The organism is Lentzea sp. (genome assembly GCF_035525475.1).
Lineage (GTDB): Bacteria > Actinomycetota > Actinomycetes > Mycobacteriales > Pseudonocardiaceae > Lentzea.
Genome location: NZ_DATLEC010000040.1, coordinates 14,740 through 32,165 on the forward strand (window position 1 = coordinate 14,740; position 17,426 = coordinate 32,165).

At 69.0% G+C, this 17,426-nt stretch carries 15 protein-coding genes; 6 read left to right on the top strand and 9 right to left on the bottom strand.

Annotated features, from left to right (window positions below; translation table 11 throughout):
* Nucleotides 1–341 precede the first annotated feature (341 nt).
* The 3 genes from VM306_RS06180 to VM306_RS06190 form a co-directional block, all read right to left on the bottom strand.
* On the bottom strand, nucleotides 342–3,098 hold the full coding sequence (locus VM306_RS06180) for a BREX system ATP-binding domain-containing protein (RefSeq protein WP_325511816.1): 2,757 nt from the start codon (nucleotides 3,096–3,098) through the stop codon (nucleotides 342–344).
* A complete protein-coding gene (locus VM306_RS06185) occupies nucleotides 3,088–4,314 on the bottom strand; it encodes an amidohydrolase family protein (RefSeq protein ID WP_325511818.1) in 1,227 nt (408 codons plus the stop codon). The genes VM306_RS06180 and VM306_RS06185 overlap by 11 nt, the downstream gene beginning before the upstream one ends.
* Nucleotides 4,315–4,383: 69 nt before the next feature.
* Nucleotides 4,384–5,499, bottom strand: a complete 1,116-nt coding sequence (locus VM306_RS06190) for a methyltransferase (protein ID WP_325511820.1) — start codon at nucleotides 5,497–5,499, stop codon at nucleotides 4,384–4,386.
* Nucleotides 5,500–5,612: 113 nt separating this feature from the next.
* Here VM306_RS06190 and VM306_RS06195 point away from each other — a divergent pair, with 113 nt between their 5' ends.
* The 6 genes from VM306_RS06195 (at nucleotide 5,613) to VM306_RS06220 (ending at nucleotide 12,159) form a co-directional block, all read left to right on the top strand.
* Nucleotides 5,613–6,242, top strand: a complete 630-nt coding sequence (locus VM306_RS06195) for a TetR/AcrR family transcriptional regulator (protein ID WP_325511822.1) — start codon at nucleotides 5,613–5,615, stop codon at nucleotides 6,240–6,242.
* Nucleotides 6,243–6,408: 166 nt separating this feature from the next.
* Nucleotides 6,409–8,121 (top strand): ABC transporter ATP-binding protein, encoded by a 1,713-nt coding sequence (locus VM306_RS06200; RefSeq protein ID WP_325511824.1) that lies wholly within the window; start codon nucleotides 6,409–6,411, stop codon nucleotides 8,119–8,121.
* Nucleotides 8,118–9,854, top strand: coding sequence for an ABC transporter ATP-binding protein (locus VM306_RS06205; RefSeq protein WP_325511826.1), 1,737 nt, complete (start codon nucleotides 8,118–8,120; stop codon nucleotides 9,852–9,854). Before VM306_RS06200 ends, VM306_RS06205 begins: the two co-directional genes overlap by 4 nt.
* The gene (locus VM306_RS06210; protein ID WP_325511828.1) at nucleotides 9,851–10,240 is read left to right on the top strand and encodes a hypothetical protein; all 390 of its coding nucleotides are present in this window, start codon (nucleotides 9,851–9,853) and stop codon (nucleotides 10,238–10,240) included. Before VM306_RS06205 ends, VM306_RS06210 begins: the two co-directional genes overlap by 4 nt.
* Nucleotides 10,237–11,475, top strand: a complete 1,239-nt coding sequence (locus tag VM306_RS06215; RefSeq protein WP_325511830.1) for an MFS transporter — start codon at nucleotides 10,237–10,239, stop codon at nucleotides 11,473–11,475. Before VM306_RS06210 ends, VM306_RS06215 begins: the two co-directional genes overlap by 4 nt.
* A 93-nt stretch (nucleotides 11,476–11,568) precedes the next feature.
* Nucleotides 11,569–12,159, top strand: coding sequence for a TetR/AcrR family transcriptional regulator (locus tag VM306_RS06220; protein ID WP_325511832.1), 591 nt, complete (start codon nucleotides 11,569–11,571; stop codon nucleotides 12,157–12,159).
* Here VM306_RS06220 and VM306_RS06225 read toward each other — a convergent pair.
* The 6 genes from VM306_RS06225 to VM306_RS06250 form a co-directional block, all read right to left on the bottom strand.
* Nucleotides 12,156–12,485, bottom strand: a complete 330-nt coding sequence (locus VM306_RS06225) for an RlpA-like double-psi beta-barrel domain-containing protein (RefSeq protein ID WP_325511834.1) — start codon at nucleotides 12,483–12,485, stop codon at nucleotides 12,156–12,158. The genes VM306_RS06220 and VM306_RS06225 overlap by 4 nt on opposite strands.
* 8 nt (nucleotides 12,486–12,493) lie before the next feature.
* The gene (locus VM306_RS06230) at nucleotides 12,494–12,697 is read right to left on the bottom strand and encodes a hypothetical protein (protein ID WP_325511836.1); all 204 of its coding nucleotides are present in this window, start codon (nucleotides 12,695–12,697) and stop codon (nucleotides 12,494–12,496) included.
* Entirely contained in the window at nucleotides 12,694–13,656 is a 963-nt protein-coding gene (gene yjfF / locus VM306_RS06235; protein WP_325511838.1) for a galactofuranose ABC transporter, permease protein YjfF, read from the bottom strand. The genes VM306_RS06230 and yjfF overlap by 4 nt, the downstream gene beginning before the upstream one ends.
* On the bottom strand, nucleotides 13,653–14,636 hold the full coding sequence (locus tag VM306_RS06240; protein WP_325511840.1) for an ABC transporter permease: 984 nt from the start codon (nucleotides 14,634–14,636) through the stop codon (nucleotides 13,653–13,655). The genes yjfF and VM306_RS06240 overlap by 4 nt, the downstream gene beginning before the upstream one ends.
* 157 nt (nucleotides 14,637–14,793) lie before the next feature.
* Complete coding sequence (locus tag VM306_RS06245; protein WP_325511842.1) at nucleotides 14,794–16,326, bottom strand: sugar ABC transporter ATP-binding protein; 1,533 nt, start codon at nucleotides 16,324–16,326, stop codon at nucleotides 14,794–14,796.
* A 120-nt stretch (nucleotides 16,327–16,446) separates the two neighbouring features.
* The gene (locus VM306_RS06250; RefSeq protein ID WP_325511844.1) at nucleotides 16,447–17,415 is read right to left on the bottom strand and encodes an ABC transporter substrate-binding protein; all 969 of its coding nucleotides are present in this window, start codon (nucleotides 17,413–17,415) and stop codon (nucleotides 16,447–16,449) included.
* Nucleotides 17,416–17,426 lie beyond the last annotated feature (11 nt).

Sequence of the window (17,426 nt, forward strand, 5' to 3'; positions counted from 1 at the left end):
GACGGACCGCCCGCCGCCCGCCAGCACGCAGTCTTCGACACCTGCCGCGACGCAGACCTGTCACTACTGGCCGATCGCGGCATGGCCACACTCAAGAACTGGCGCGTCCTCACCCGAGTCCGCGGGCCAGACCACCCGGCAGAACACTGTTAGGGGTCCGTACCGAAGTCGCGTTCGACTATCGCGAACACGGACTTCGACACAGGCCACCGGACCTCCACCATCCGGCCGTGCCGGACATGACCCGGCAACCACCGCTTGGCCCCCTGCGATCCCGATGACGAAGCAGAAACCTTGCGGTGCGAGCCATGAGAATGCCTTCGTGCGCAAGGGGAAGGAGGTCAGGAGTCGAGCCCCAGCACGTCGGAGAGCTCGCTGCGACCGGTGATCCGCAGCTTGCGGTACACCTGGGTCAGGTGCATCTCGACGGTGCGCCGGGTGACGAAGAGCGTGCTCGCGATCTCCTTGTTGGTCCGCCCGGTCACGGCGAGCCTCGCCACCTGGCGTTCGGTCGCCGTCAGCGACCCCACACCGTGCACCCGCCCGCGGGCCCTGCCCCCTGCCTCCCGCAACCTGCTCTCCAGCACGTTCGACAGCACCGTCGCACCTGCCTCGTCGGCCAGTGCGCAGGCCTGCTTGAGCCGGTGCCGCGCGTCGCGGGCCCGGCCGGCTCGGCTCAGCGCGCGGCCCAGTTCGCCGAGCGCCACGGCCAGGTCCAGCTGTGCGTCGCTGCCCTCGAGCACGTTGATGGACTCCATCAACAGGTCGAGTCCGGCGTTGCCGCCCGCCGTCTGGCCCATCGAACACAGCGCGACCCCCAGCCGGTGGGCCCGGCAACCCTGCCCGCGTGCCTCGGCCAGTTCCTCCTCGGCCAGCTCGCGTGCGGTGTCACGGTCACCCAGCGCCAGGAGCGCGCGGACCGCATGCACCCGCCACGGCACCGCGTACGGGCCGTGGTCTCCCCAGGAAGACAGCAAATCCCCGCAACGCAGGACGTCCGACAACCCGCCCACCGGGTCACCGAGCGCCTGCCGCAGCCGTCCCCTGCCGAGCAGTAACGTCACCCGGTGCCAGCGCGGTGGCAGGTCGGCGTCGAGCTGGGCGTCAGCCAGCAGGCGGCTGGCCGAGTCCAGCTCACCGCGTTCCAGCAGCGTGTCGACCAGTGGCCCGAGTGCCGCCTGCAACGGTGCCTGCCGGACCTCGCCGTCCAGCGTGTCCAGCACCTTGAGCGCGGCGTTCGCGTCGGCCGCCGCGTCGGTCGCGTTGCCCAGCCGCAGCAGCACCTCGGCCCGCAGGCTGAGCGCGAGCACCTCCTGCACCGGGCTCTGTCGTTTCGCCGACACCCATTCCGTGGTGTACGGCAGGATTCGGTGATGCTGCCCGGTGGCGAGCACCGCGCGTGCGGTCATCAGCCACGCCAGCGGTAACCCCGGCGATCCGGTCGGGGCCAGTAACCGCCACGCCTCACCAGGCTCCACGTCACAGGCCGTGGCGCCGGTCAGCGTCGCCGCGATGCGTTCCGCGCTCTCGGTGTGCCTGCTCATCCGTAACCGGCGCGTCGCCCGCAGGGCCGCCGTGTGCAGTCCGGGGTCGTCGATCGCGGTGGTGACCAGCTGCAGTTCGATCCGGGCCCGCAGGGTCTCGTCGGAGGACGTCGCGGACGCCGCGTCCTCGAGCAGGGCGACAGCTTCCTCCGCGCGTCCGAGTGAGTGCAGTGCCTGCGCCCGCTCGATCGCGACGGCGGCTCGCTGCCGCACGTCGACCGTCAGCCGGTGCGCCTCGGCGAGGTGTTCGACCGCCTGGTTCGGCGCGAGGTCGAGCTCGGCATGACCGAGCTGGTGCACGACCTCCACCCTGGCCTCGTCCGGCAGCTGACGGACGAGCAGCTGCCGCAGCACCGTCAGCTGTGCCGCGGCGGTCGCCGTGTCGCGCAGGTGGCGCACGACGTCGATCAGCAGCCGGGTGGTGAACGGCGACTCCACGGCGTCGGAGGCCAGCAGGAACGACACCATGTCGTACAGCGAGGCTCCCGACCGTTGCAGCTGCTCGGCCGCGACCAACTGCAGCAGCGGAAGTTCGATCGGCGGGATGGCGTTGCGCACCGCGGCGCCGACGACGGGATGCTGGAAAGCCACCGTCTCTCCTGCCCGTAGCAGGCCGAGATCCGTCATCGCCGTGACCGCGTGCGCGGCGTCGATCGACGACACCCCGGCGACCTCGCTGATCAGCGCGAGCCTGGCGTGGTCACCGAGCACCGCGACGGCCTGCGCCACCGGCAGACACGCCGGCACGGCGTGCGGCAGCCTGCCCAGCAGCCACGGGTAGATGCTCGGTGGCACCACGTCGGTGACCGACACCGGGAGGCCCTGGTACCAGGTCAGCGCTTCCAGCACCTCGCCGACCAGGAACGGGTTACGGCCACACCACCACGCCAGGGCGGCGGACAGCTCCGTCGGCACGCGCCCCAGTGCCCGGGTGACCAGATCTCGCACCGCCGCCTCGGTGAGCGGGCCCAGCCTGACCCGTGATGTCGAGCTGTGCGACCGCAGCGTCTCTTCCAGCAGCACCGGGTCGGGACCGTTGCTGCCGCTGAGCTTGGAGCAGAGGATGGCGACCGGTCGCCCGGTCGTGCGACGGCTGAGGAAAGCCAGGCAGTGCAACGAGGACAGGTCACACCAGTGCAGGTCGTCGATCATGAGCAGCACCGGCGAGTGGCTGGCCGCGGCCAGCACGGACCGGTGCACGTCACGACAGACCGTCTGCAGGTCTTCCTGGTCGTAGGTGAATTCCTCCGGCCGACCGCACAGCCTGCGGACCAGGTTGAGCTCCTGGCTCGACTCGTACCGGCTGGCGCTGGTCGAGAACACGACGAAGCCGCGGCGTTCCGCCAAACCCGCCACGGCTCTCAGGAGCGTGGTCTTGCCCGTGCCCGCACCACCTTCGACGAACAGCACCGCGTCGTGCCCCTGCGCGACGAAGTCGAGACGCTGCTCCAGTCCGGACAGGTCGGGTGGTGCGGGCAGGTCGAGACTGTCTACTGTGGAACGGGCAAAGGGGAGTCTGACCCCGAGCGGTGTCGATTCGATGTCAAAGCTCATCAACGGCCCCCCGATGCGCTGTGGTGTGCGCGCCCTCTTGCTTGACTGATTTCCCTTGCCGCCACACGTGCGAGATCAGCTCTGGCCGCGCCAGCACGGAAATGTCGGCGATCGGGTTGGCAGTGAGCGCGATGATGTCCGCGTCGTACCCCTCCGCGAGCACGCCGGTCTTCGGCGCCTGCGGGCCCAGGGTGAGTGGTGCGGCCGCGGTTCCCGCCTCGATGGCCTCCAGCGGGGTCATCCCCGCGGCGACGAGGTGTCCGAACTCCGCGCCGTTGCGGCCGAAGGACAGGGGAGTGCCGGGCACGCTGAGTCCGAGGTCGGAGCCCGCGGCCATTGGCACGCCCGCGGACAGTGCGACCCGCATGCTCGTCAGGTGTTCCTCCGCCAGCCGCGCCACCTTGGGCCGCCAGTGCGGCGGCATCATGGTGAGGTTCGCGTGCAGCGCGGCGAAGATCGTACGCGTCGGCACCAGGATGGCGCCGCTCTCCTTGATGGCGGCCGCGGTCTCCTCGTCGATCTGGCTGCCGTGCTCGATCGTCGTGCAGCCGGCGGCGACGGCGGCCAGCACGCCTTTCTTGCCGTGGCAGTGGGCGGCGACCGCGCGGTCCGCGCGGCCGGCCTCCTCGACGATCGCGCGGAGCTCAGCGTCGCTGAACTGCCGGTGGTACGGATCGTCCAGTTCGGACACGACGCCGCCAGAGGTGCACACCTTGATCACGCGTGCGCCCTCGCGCAGCTGCAGCCGCGTCGCCTTCAGACACTCGTCGACGCCGTCGGCGAGGATCTGCATCCCGTTGGCACGGCATGGATCGCTGACGGACTGGTAGGGCAGCCGGTGCGCGTCGGAGTGACCGCCGGTCTGGCTGATCACCTTGTTGGCGCTGTAGATCGACGGCCCGAGGGCCGTGCCCTCGGCGACCGCGGCGGCGAGGTGCACGCCGTAGCCACCGAGGTCGCGAACGCTGGTGAAACCGGACCGCAGCAACGTTTCGGCGTCCTTCACCGCTCGCGCCGTCGCGAGCGGTGCCGGGGTGAGCATCATCTCCTGGGTGCTCGCACCTTCGCGCACGCCGGCGAAGTGCACGTGACAGTCCCACAGTCCTGGCATGACAACGGGAACGGAGACGTTCGGACGCTCCCCCTCCGGTGCGCTGTCACGCGGGCCCGCATAGGAGATGCGGTGGCCGTCGACGATGACGGTCGCGTCGGACAAGGGTGCTCCCCTGCCTGGAATCATCAGCTCCGCGTTGATGCGGTACACGCAATTCCTCCCGGATGATCGTCAGCGTGGCTTGCGCGCCAACATGGCCCCGTTGGCCCCGGCCGCCTCGAAGCCGACGTGCTCGATGTCGGTGAAGCCGACCTCGGTCAGCCAGCTCTTGTACTCGTTCCTCGTGTAGTTGGCGCCGCCGGTGGTCTCGACCAGCATGTTGAGGCTCAGCAGTGCGCCTTCCAGTGGCCCGTCCCTGTCGTCGGAGATGAACTGCTCGCAGATCACGACCATGCCGCCGGGCTCGATGGCGTCGTACACCTTGCGCAGCAGGACGACGTTGAACTTGGGATCCCAGTCGTGCAGCACCGTCGACAGCAGCGCGACGTCGTGCCCGCCAGGAAGCTGTTCATCGGTCAGGAAGTTGCCTGGCGCGGCGGAGATGCGGTCCGCCATGCCTGCCTCACGGGCTGCCTGCTCGATCATCGGGCACACCGACGGCAGGTCGTACACCGACGTGTGGAGCTGTTCGTTCACCTTGCAGAGCTCGATGCAGTAGATGCCGCTGCCGCCACCGACGTCCAGCAGCCTCCTGGCGCCGGAGAGATCGACGGCCCTGGCCAGGGTGGCCGCGGTGTGGGCGGAGAGCGACCGCATCGCCGAGTAGAACAGCTCGGCCTCTTCTGGCGAGATACCCTCGAACGGGGTGGCCTGCGTCGTCGGGTCCCAGCCGACCGGCGCGTTGGTGCGCAACGCGTCCGTCAGCCGATTCCACGAGTGGTAGGCGCGAACGTCCTTGAGCTTCACGTAGTCGCCGAAATAGTGTTGCTTGCCGATGACGAGGAACTCCTCGGTCATGGCGGAGTTCCGGACCCACTCGCCGTCCGACTCGAGCAGTTCCATCGCGATGCAGACGGTCAGCAGCATCCCGGCGGGTCGATCCGCGAGGCCGAGGTCACGGCAGATCTGCGCCTTCGTCGCGGTCACGACCTTGGACAGATAGTTGAAGAGGCCGAGGTCCACGGCCGCCGCCAGTGCCTTTGTCATCCCGAAACCGCTCGCGATTCTCATGAGCGGCATCGGCGTGACCACATCCGTATTCGCAACCACGTCATTTCCCCTTGGTGGTGAAGACGAAAAGTTGAGTGAATTTCCGGAACCGACGCAAAGAACTGCGCAAACCGACATGACTGACGGTCAGTCATCACTCTAACTCAGGCCGGTCTCGTTGGGAACCTCCGTATCAACTGGTCACCGGTCGGGCAAAGCCTTGCGTGCACACTGTGTTAGTGAAGGACGGGGTGCGAGGACGTGTGGGTCAGGCGGGGCCGCTGAGCCGGGCCCGCATCATCAGTGCGGCGATGCGAGTGGTCGAACGGGACGGCGTCGAAGTGCTGACGATGCGGCGGCTGGCCGATGAGATCGGGACGGCGCCCATGTCGCTCTACCGGCACGTCGCTGACAAGCGCGAGGTGTTGATGGAGCTGCTCGACGTGGTCTCCCGGCGGATCACCGACCGTCCTCTGCCCGCGTCGCCGGACCCGCGCCGCCGGTTGATCGACACCGTCACCGAAGTCCACCAGGTGCTCGAGGCCAACCCCTGGGTGGTGCAGGCCGTGCTCGCGGTGGAAGAGCTGCCGCCGAGTGCCCTGCGCCTGTCGGAGCACATGTTCGCCGCGATGCGCGCGGCCGGGTTGGACGAGAGGACCGCGGCCTCCGCGCACACCGCCATCTGGCGCTACACCTGGGGGCACGTGTTCTTCGGGCATCTGGCGGCCGCCTCGGCTCGGAGCTACGGCCGGCAGGAGCCTGCCGGCCGGGCCGAGTACGAGGAGATGGCACACGTGATGCCCGCCATGTTGGAGCTGAAGAGTCAGGACAACTTCCGCGACGGCCTCAAGGCCATGATCGACGGCTTCTTCGCGCGCTGACCCCACCTGCTTGTTGGAAATGGGTTTCGTTTACACTTCCTTCGTGCGTATGCTGTACGCACGGTGTGAGCAGGGGAGGACTTCTGTTGTGACCACGACTGTTGATGTTTCACCTACTGTCGCGACGGCCGAGCCCGGTCAACGCGACACCGAAAGGCCGCGGGTCGTGGAACTCCTCGGCCCGGTACGGGGACGGCTCTACCTGGGCACCGCGATGGCGTTCGTGAGCTCCGTGCTCGGGCTGCTGCCCTACGTGGCGGTGGCCGAGATCGCGGCACTGTTGCTGACGGGTGGAGCGCGATCGGCGGTGGTGTGGTGGGTCGTCGTGGGCGTCGTCGGTGCCGCCGGGCGGCTCGGACTGCTGGTGAGTGGCAACTTCGTCACCCACTTCGCCGACGCCGACCTGCAACGGCATCTGCGCAGCAGGCTGGCCAGGCACATGGCCACCGTGCCGCTCGGGTGGTTCGGTGGCCGGGGCTCCGGTGAGCTCAAGAAGGTGATGGACGACGACATCGAGGACATGCACCACCTGGTGGCGCACGCGATGCTCGACGTCGCCAGCGCCATCGGGCTTCCGCTGGCCGCGATCGTCTACCTCGTCACCGTCGACTGGCGGATGACGCTGGTGACGCTCGCGTTGCTGCCGCTGGCCGTGCTGGCCATGAGGATCGCGCACCGCACCCTGCCGGCCAGGATGGCCCAGTTGATGGACGCGCAACGCAGGATCAACAACTCGACGATCGAGTACGTCGACGGGATCCAGGTCATCAAGGCGTACGGCCAGGACGGCAGCGCGTACCAGCGGTTCTCGTCCGTCGTGGACGAGTTCTGCGATGTGCTCGCGGCGTGGACGCGAGAAGCGGGCAAGGCGATGTTCGCCAACATGGCGCTGCTGTCCCCCGCGTCGGTGCTGGTGGTGGTGCTCGGCGCGGGAACGGGATTTGTGGCCGCCGGCTGGTTGCAGCCGGTCGACCTGCTGCCGTTCGTGCTGGTGGGTGTCGGGCTGCCCGCGCCTTTCATGACGCTGTTGCAGGGCACGCAGTCGTTGCGCAAAGCGCGTGTGGCCGCGCAGCACGTCACGGACGTGCTCGCCGAACCGCCGCTGCCCGCACCGGTGCGCCCGCAGGTGCCGGTCAGGTACGACGTGCGGTTCTCCGCGGTCAACTTCTCCTACGACGGCAAGAACGAGGTGCTGCGCGAGGTCAGCGCGTTGTGTCCACAAGGGACGGTGACGGCGATCGTCGGGCCGTCCGGGTCGGGCAAGACCACGATGACCCGGCTGATTCCTCGCTTCTTCGACGTGACCGGTGGCGCCATCGAGGTCGGTGGCGTCGACATCCGCGAGATCCCGCAGAACGAGCTGCTGCGGCTGGCCGCCGTGGTGTTCCAGGACGTCGTGCTGGTGCGCGACACCATCAGGGAGAACATCCGGCTCGGCAGGCCGGACGCGACGGACGCGGACGTCGAGGCCGCCGCGCGGGCCGCTCGAATGCACGACGTGATCGAGGCGATGCCAGAGGGTTACGACACCCTGGTGACCGGACGGGGCGGCGTGCTGTCCGGCGGTGAGCGCCAGCGGTTGACGATCGCCCGCGCGATCCTGCAGGACGCGCCGATCGTGCTGCTGGACGAGGCGACCGCCATGGTGGACCCGGAGAACGAGGTCGCCGTACAGGAAGCGCTGTCCGAGCTGACCAAGAACCGGACGCTTCTCGTGGTGGCACACCGGTTGCACACCATCGCGCACGCTGACCAGATCCTCGTGCTCGATGGCGGCCGGATTGTCGAGCACGGCACCCACGACGAGCTCATCGAACGCGACGGCAAGTACGCCCGGATGTGGTTCATCCAGCAGATGACGACGGAGGTCGCCCAGTGATCAAGCGTTTGCTGCCGATCTGGCCGCACGGCCGGACGTTGCGCATGCTCACCGCGAGGTACGTCTTCATCGGCGTACTGCAGGGCTGTCTGCTGGTGACGATCATCCCGTTGCTGCGGGCCGTGCTCGCCACCCCGCCGGATCTCGACACCGCGGTGAAATGGCTCGGCGTGGTCGCCGTGCTCGGTGTCGCCTACCTCGCCGGGGCGTGGTGGGCCAAGGCGCTCGGCTACAGCACCGCCAACAGGGTCATGCGGGACGTGCAGCACGACGTTGGGCGGCACCTGCGGCGACTGCCACTCGGCTGGTTCGTGGGCAATCCGTCCGGTCGGCTGGCGCGCGCGGTCGCGCAGTCGACGCCGTCGGCGGCGAGTGTCGTGTCGCACGTCTGGCCCGAGCTGGTGCAGTCGATCGCCACGCCCGCGACGGTGGTCGTCGGCGTGTTCTTCGTCGACTGGCGCATGGGCGTCGCGTTCCTGGTGACCGTGCCCGCCGCGATGATCGTGACCAGGTGGTCCGGCCCCGTGGTGCGGGAAACCCAGTCGATCATGGACGACGCGTCGGCGGAGGCGGCGGGGAGGGCGATCGAGTTCGCCCAGGCGCAGCCGGTCTTCCGCGCCACAGGGCGCGCGCTCGAGGGATTCGCGCCGATGGAACGGGCGCTGGACGAGCAGCGGCGTACCTTCCGCGCGGCGCTGACCAGGCTCACGGTGCCGCAGCTGGTGTACGTCGGCGTCGTGCAACTGGGCTTCACGATCGTGCTGATCACCGGCACCTGGCTCGCCCTTGGCGGTGAGCTGACGGTGGCCGACGTGGTGGCGCTGCTCGTACTGGCCACCCGGTTCGTGGAGCCGCTCGCCCAGGTCGGCAACCTCTTCGGCGCGATCCGGTCCGCCGACATCGCCGTCGATCGGGTGTCGGAGGTGCTCACCGCGTCCCCGCTGCCCGAACCGGGCACGTCGACGCCACCGGCCACGGCCGAGATCGAGTTCGACGACGTCACGTTCGCCTACGACGGACGGCCGGTGCTGCGCGGGCTCTCGCTGAGCGTCCCGGCCGGCGCGATGACCGCGCTCGTCGGACCGTCCGGCGCGGGCAAGACCACGCTCCTGCGGCTGATCGCGCGGTTCTGGGACGTCGACCGCGGCGCGGTGCGGATCGGCGGGACCGATGTGCGCGACCTGACCTCCGGCGATCTGATGGACCAGATGTCCATTGTCTTCCAGGACACCTACCTCTTCGACGGCACGATCGAGGAGAACGTGCGGCTCGCCGCACCGGACGCCATGGACGAGCAGATGCGGGAGGCGGTCACCGCAGCCCGGCTGGACGAGGTCGTGGAACGCCTGCCCGACGGCTGGCGGACATGGGTCGGCGAGGGTGGGCTGTCGCTGTCCGGCGGTGAGCGCCAGCGCGTCGCGATCGCCCGTGCCCTGTTGAAGGACACGCCGATTGTGCTGCTCGACGAGGTGACCGCGGCGCTCGACCCGGAGAACGAGACGGCGGTGGCAGCGGGCATGGGCGCACTCGCGGCGCGCGGCAAGACCATCGTCGTGATCGCGCACCGGCTCTCGACCATCGTCAACGCCGACCAGATCGCGGTGATCGACGCGGGCGCGGTGATCGAGCTCGGCACCCACGACGAGCTGATCGAACGACAGGGCCGGTACGCGGGCTTCTACGCCGAACGGTCCCGCGCGGCAGGCTGGCGCGTCACGTCGGGGCAGTCATGAGGATCGACAACGACGGGCCGTACGACCGGCATGACCTGGAATCGGTGTACCTGACGCACATGCGGGCCGCGCGGGAACACAGCTTCGCCGCGGTGGCGCGGCGCGCCACGGACCTGCGCACCGCGTGCTGGGCAGCGGCGCAGCTCGCGGAACAGCGCGCGCCTCACTCGCGCATGCAGGCGCTCGCCTGGGCGCGCCGGTGCTGCCAGGCCTACGCGAAGTACCGCGCGGCGATCCTCCCGGAGTGGGTCCTCTCGATGGCCGCGTTCTCGGGCTTCGCATTGCCCATCGACGAGGCGCTGCCGGAGCACCAGGACCCGCTGTTCGTCACGGTGCGGCGGGTCCGGCGTCAATGGGCCGAGTTACCAGAGTCGAGCTTCGGGTGAACGGAGCATCGAGGCGGGACACGTTCCGGCTGCTCGGGATGCTGCAGGCCGGCCAGTACCTGCCGATCAACTTCATCTACATGGCGCTCGTGGTGATCCTGCGCGACCGCGGCGCGTCGCTGAGCCAGATCGCGCTCGTCAGCTCGGTCGGCCTGCTGTTCTCGGTCAAGTTCCTCTGGGCTCCGCTGCTCGACCGGTTCGGCGGGCGCCGGGGTCACTTCCGCTCGTGGCTACTGGTGCTGCAGCCGTTGATGGCCGCGATGCTGATCGCGTTGCTGCCATTGGACCCGGTCGGCGACTACGGCCTGGTGATGGTCGTCGTGCTGATCGTGGTGCAGGCCTCGGCCATGCAGGACGTGGCGGCCGACGCGCTCGCCGTCCGCGCGCTGGAACCGCAGGACCGGGGCGTGGGCAGCGGCGTGCGGTTCGCCGGGGGATATGTCGGTCACATGCTGGGCGGCGGCGCGGTGCTGTTCGTGTACTCCCAGTGGGGCTGGCGCGCGGCCGTCGTGTCGCTCGCCGTGCTCACCGCCATCCCGCTGTGGCCGCTCGCCCGGTACCGCGAACCGGAGTACGCCGACATCGGCGAGCGCCCCGGTTTCCGGGCGGTGGTGACCGTGTTCAAGGTGCCGGGCGTGGTTCGTTGGACCCTGTTCCTGCTGCCGCTGAGCTGGATCGGTGTTACCGGCGGATACGCGTTGGTGACGCCGATGCTCGTCGACGCGGGCTGGTCGGCTGATCGCGTCGGGTTGATCGTGGGCATCGCCGTCAGCTCGGTCGGCGGGCTGGCCGCACTCGGTGCGGGGTTGCTGGTCAAGCGCCTCGGCCGCAGGCGCGTGCTCGCGTTGTCCTGCGGGGCACAGGGCCTGGCGCTGCTGGGGTTCAGCCCGATGGCTCTTGGCCACGCGCCGTTCCTCGGGACGACCGTCGCGTTGTGCTCGTTCGGTGCCGTGTACGCCGCCGGGTCAGTGGCCATCAACGCGATCACGATGGACTTCACCCGGCCCGCGACGGCCGCGAGCGACTTCACCGTCTTGGCGAGTGTCGGCACGTTCGTGTCGCTGGTAGGGGGCGCGCTGGCCGTTGCACTCGCCGGCCACGTGGGCTACCTGGCCGTCTTAATCGTCGCGACCATGTCCGTCATGGCGGCGGCTGTCGTGAACGCACGGTTGAAGGATCCTCCGGTGGTCATGCCGCAGGTAGTGCAGGACAATGTGCCGGTGGCGGATGCCTGACCGAGTTCGGCAATTCGCCACACCTCGAACCCGATGCGGCGACCAAATGGCGCATACTGGGGCGCGGCAGCACCGGTAGGCGTGAGGATGAGGATGACGGCAGCGCGGAACACAGCGGACAAACGCGGCCTGCTCTTGGACGCGGCGGAACGGATCATCGTCAACAAAGGACTGTCCTCTCTGACGGTCGACGACGTGACAGTGGCCGCCGGGGTCGCGAAGGGAACGTTCTACCTGTACTTCCAGTCAAAGTCTCACATCATCGCCGCGCTGCAGGAACGCGTGGTGGAGCGGTTGATAGCGCAGCAGGAACTCCTGCTGTCCCGGATGCCTGAGGACGACTGGATCGGCAGGCTGGAGACGTGGATCGTGGAGATGATCAACGCCTACATGATCAACACGCATCTGCACGACGCGTTGTTCGCACACGCGCCAGGCGACAAGGACGTGCAGACCGGCGTCTCGGCGGCGAACCGTCACCTGCTGACGCTGTCGACGCTGCTGAGTGGTGGTCGTGACGCCGGCGTTTTCTCCATCGACAGACCGAAGATCAACGCGGTGCTGTTGTACGGCGCGCTCCACGGCATGCTCGACTACGTCGTGCACCACGACCAGACCATCCCGCAGGACACGGTGATCGAGGAGGCGTGCGAGTTCGGCCGCAAGCTGGTCGGAGCACACTAGCCTCGATCGATCATGCAATGTGACGCAGATCTGACCTGAGCATGGAGGAAATGCCTGTCCTGTAAGGGCAAATTGGGCTTGCGACGGTCCGAAAATCCCTGAACGTAAAGACACTTCCTTGGTGCAGGACAGCAAGCAGTCACGGGGATCTCGCCCTGGACGGGTGGCGCGAGCTGGGCGAACGCCTGCGCGCTGAGGTCCAGCTGGCCGGGACGGCACGGTGCCGGGCAGAGGTTGGTGATCCGCACGGTGATGCTCTTGCCGTTGGCCTTCACCAGCACGTGCGCGCCGCACGCGGCGGAGTTCTCGTAGTCCGCCACGTTCATCGCGGCGGTCAGCGGGTCGGGGCCCGGGTCGTACGAGCAGGCGGCGCCGTGCTCGTGGCTGTGGTCGCGGTCGGGGTGCTCGTGGGCGCGGTGCTCGCGCCGGCGGCGGCCACGGGGGCACCCGCGACGCCCGGCCGGTCGCGCAGCACCACCACGCCGAGGATCGCCACGAGCGCCACCAGGACGAACAGGACGGGACCGGTGCGTCTCACCGCCGAACCATAGTGCGCTGCACGGCGATGAACACCAGCAGAAGGACACCGATGACGATTTTCGTCCACCACGAGCTGAGCGTGCCCTGGAACGAGATCAGCGTCTGGATCGTGCCGAGCACCAGCACCCCGACGACCCCGCCGAGCACGTACCCGACGCCCCCCGCCAGCAGCGTTCCGCCGATCACGACGGCCGCGATGGCGTCGAGCTCCATGCCGACGGCGTGCAGGCCGTAGCCCGACAGCATGTACAGGCTGAACAGCAGCCCGGCCAGCGCCGAGCAGAACCCGCTGATCACGTAGACGCCGACCTTGGTGCGCGCGGTCGGCAGCCCCATCAGCAGCGCGGACGACTCGTTGCCGCCGACCGCGTAGACCGTGCGGCCGAAGCGCGTGCGGTGCAGGACGTACACCGCGGCGACGACGACCAGCAGCGCGATCACGACGTTGTAGGTGATGGTGACGCCACCGGGCAGCTCGATCGCGGCCGTGGCGACGTCGCGGAACGTGCTGTTCTTGATCGACACCGACTCGACGCTGATCAGGAAGCACAGGCCGCGGGCGAAGAACATGCCGGCGAGCGTGACGATGAACGGCTGGATGTCGAACCGGTGGATCACGATCCCCATCAGCAGCCCGAGCGTCGAGCCGATCAGCAGCACCGCCAGCACGACCAGCGGCGCGGGCCAGCCCGCCCGCAGACCCGCGGCGGTGACCATCGTGGAGAGCGCGACCACCGAACCGACGGACAGGTCGATGCCGCCGCTGAGGATCACGAACGTCATGCCGGCGGCGAGCACGATGAGGAACGCGTTGTCGATGAACAGGTTCGCGATCACCTGACCGGACGCGAAGCCGTCGTAGCGCGCCGAGCCGACGCCGAAGGCGAGGACGAACAGCACGACGGTCGCGATGACGGGCAGGAACCGCGACGGCACCCGCTGGGAGAGAGCGGTCATGACGAGACGGCCACCTTCCGGAAGCTCAGTGCCGCACGGGCCTTGGGCGCCTGCACCAGGCACACGGCGATGACGACGACGGCCTTGAACACCAGCGTCACCTCCGGCGCGACGCCGATCGTGTAGACGGTGGTGGTGAGGGTCTGGATGATCAGGGCACCGAGCAGCGTGCCGGTGAGCGAGTACCGCCCGCCGGCCAGCGACGTGCCACCGATGACGACGGCGAGGATCGCGTCCATCTCGATCCACAGCCCGGCGTTGTTGGCGTCGGCGGCGCTGACGTTCGAGCTGATCATCAACCCGGCGATGCCCGCGCACACAGCGGCGAACACGTAGACGGTCCAGATGATCGTGCGCGACCGCACCCCGGCCAGCCGCGACGCCTCGGGGTTCACCCCGACCGCCTCGATGAGCATGCCGAGCGCGGTCCGCCGCGTCACGAACGCCACCACGCCCAGCACGGCCAGTGCGATCAGGATGGACGTCGGCAGCACCACGAACCCGGCGCCCACCTGCCGGTAGGCGGTGTTGTTGACCGTGACGATCTGACCTTCGGTCACCAGCATGGCGACACCGCGGCCCGCCGTCATCAGCACCAGCGTGGCGATGATCGGCTGGATGCCGAGCCCCGCGACGAGGAACCCGTTCCAGAGACCCAGGACGGCGCAGAGCACCAGCGCGATCGCCATGCCGGCGAACGCCGTGCCCGCGTCACCGGACGTTCCGATGTGGACGCACGTGACGGCCCCGGCGATCGCCGCCACCGCACCGACCGAGAGGTCGATGCCGCGGGTGGCGATCACCAGCGTCATGCCGAGGGCGATCAGCAGCGTCGGCGCGCCGTTCTTGAGGACGTCGACCAGGCCGCCGTAGAGGTGACCGTCCTGCATGCGCAGCGAGAAGAACGACGGTGTGACCACGAGGTTGAGCAGCAGCAGGGCCACCAGCGCTATGAGCGGCCAGATGAGCCGGTTCTTCACGGGGCCACCTCCTTCGGCACGGTGTGGTGATGTGCGGGGGTGGCACGGCCGGCGCGAGTGACCGGTCCGGTGTGCCGATGCGGGGCGTGGCGCGGCTGCCGTGGGATGGCTGCCGACCTGTTCGCGCCCGCTGGAACAGCGTGAACGGCACGGTTGTTCACGACACCACCTTCTCCGGTGCGGCCCCGCCCGCGATGAGCTCGACCACCTCGTCCACGCCGGTCGCCGAGCCGTCGAGCTCGGCGATCTTGCGCCGGTCGCGCAGCACGACGATCCGGTCCGCGATGCGCACGACCTCCTCCAGCTCCGCCGAGATGAACAGCACGGCGGTGCCCTCGGCTGCCAGCGTCGTGACCAGCTGCTGGATCTGGGCCTTGGCGCCGATGTCGATGCCCCTGGTCGGCTCGTCCAGGATCAGCAGCCTCGGTTCGGTGACGAGCCAGCGCGCCAGCAGGACCTTCTGCTGGTTGCCGCCGGACAACGTGCGCACCAGGGCGTCCGGGTTGGCGGGGCGGATGTCCAGCGCCTTCAGGTACTTCTCGACCAGCTGGTCCTTCGTCCTGCGCGGCAGCGGGCGCGTCCAGCCCCGTGCCGCCTGCATGGCGAGCACCAGGTTGTCGCGGATCGAGAGGTCCGCGACCAGGCCCTCGCCCTTGCGGTCCTCCGAGCTGAACGCGATGCCGGCCGCGATCGCCGATCGTGGGCCTCGCAGGCGCAACGGTTTGCCGTCCACGAGCAGCCTGCCGGAGTCCGCGCGGTCGGCGCCGAAGAGCAGCCGGGCGAGCTCGGTGCGGCCGGACCCGAGGAGGCCGGCCAGGCCGACGACCTCGCCCGCCCTGATCTCGAGGTCGAACGGCTCGATCGCGCCGCGTCGGCCGAGGTCGGAGGCCTGCAGCAGCACGGGCCCGTCGACGCGGTGCTTCTCCGCCGCGTCCTCGATCGCCTCCAGCGCGCCGAGGTCGCGGCCGATCATCTGCGCGATGAGCGTGCGGCGGTCGACGTCCGCGGTGAGGTGCTCGCCGACGAGGGCTCCGTTGCGCAGCACCGTCATCCGGTCGGAGATCTCGTAGACCTGGTCGAGGAAGTGCGACACGAACAGGATCGCGACGCCTTCGTCGCGCAGCACGCGCATGATCCGGAACAACTCGGCGACCTCACCGGCGTCCAGGCTGGACGTCGGCTCGTCGAGCACCAGCACGCGGCAGTCGACCGCGATCGCACGGGCGATCGCGACCAGTTGCTGCACGGCGATGGGGTGTTCACCGAGGCTCGACGCCGGGTCGATGTGCACACCGATGCGCGCCAGCACCTCGGCGGCGCGCTTGCGCATCGCGGGGAAGTCGATGCCGCCGAACCTGCGCGGCTCGCGGCCCAGCAGGATGTTCTCCGCGACCGTGAGGTTCGCGCAGAGGTTGACCTCCTGGTACACGGTGCTGATCCCGGCGTGCTGGGCCTCGCCGGGGGACGAGAACGCCACGTCCTCGCCCGCCAGCGCGACCTGGCCGCTGTCGGGGCGGTGCACGCCGGTCAAGGTCTTGATCAGAGTGGACTTCCCGGCGCCGTTCTCGCCCATGAGGGCGTGCACCTCACCGGGGAACAGCCGGAAGTCGACGTCCTGCAACGCCTTCACGCCGGGGAACGCGAGGCTGATTCCCCGCATCTCGACGACGGGTGGCGGCGACTCGGTCATGGGCTCTGGCTTTCGTCGCTGGGCCGCCGGGCCCGTCACCGGATGCGCCGGGTGACGGGCCCTGCGGGTCTTGGGCGGGTGGCCTCGGCCACCCGGTCTTTCCTCCTGCGGCAGCGGAGCTCAGTACTGGCGCTGCGGGAGCGCGGCCTTGGCCTGCTCCTGGGTGAACGTGCCCTCCTCGGTCACGACCCGTGCCGGCACGTTCTCGCCCGCCACGACCTTCTTCGCGAGGTCCATCAACTGCTTGCCCAGCAACGGGTTGCACTCGACGATGAAGTTGACCTCGCCGTTGGCCAGCGCCGTCATGCCGTCCTTCACCGCGTCCACGGTGATGATCTTGATGTCCTTGCCGGGCACCTTGCCCGCGGCCTTGATCGCCTCGATGGCGCCGAGGCCCATGTCGTCGTTGTGCGCGTAGACGACGTCGATCTTCGGCTGGGACTTGAGGAACGCCTCCATGACCTGCTTGCCTCCGGACCGCGTGAAGTCACCGGTCTGCGACGCGACGACCTTGATGTCCGGCTTGGAGGCGATCTTCTCCTCGAAGCCCTTCTTGCGGTCGATCGCGGGCGCGGCGCCGGTGGTTCCCTGCAGCTCCACCACGTTCGCGGGACCGGTCACGTTGGCGACCAGCCAGTCGCCGGCCTTGCGGCCCTCCTCGACGAAGTCCGAGCCGAGGAACGTCTTGTAGAGCGAGGTGTCGTCCGAGTCGATCGAACGGTCGGTGAGGATCACCGGGATGTTGGCGCGCTTGGCCTCCAGCAGCACGGTGTCCCAGCCCGTCTCCACCACCGGGCTGAACGCGATCACCGACACCTTCTGCTGGATGTAGGAGCGGATCGCCTTGATCTGGTTCTCCTGCTTCTGCTGCGCGTCGGAGAACTTCAGGTCGACCCCGGCGGCCTTCGCCTCGTCCTGGATCGACTTGGTGTTGGCGGTGCGCCAGCCGCTCTCGGCGCCCACCTGGGCGAAGCCCATCGTGATGGTGCTGCCGGAAGAGCCGGTGGTGCCCCCACCACCTCCCGAGCCACAGGCGGTGAGCGCGCTCAGCAGGACCACGCTGGCGACTGTCGTGATCTTCTTCAGCACTGGGATTCCTC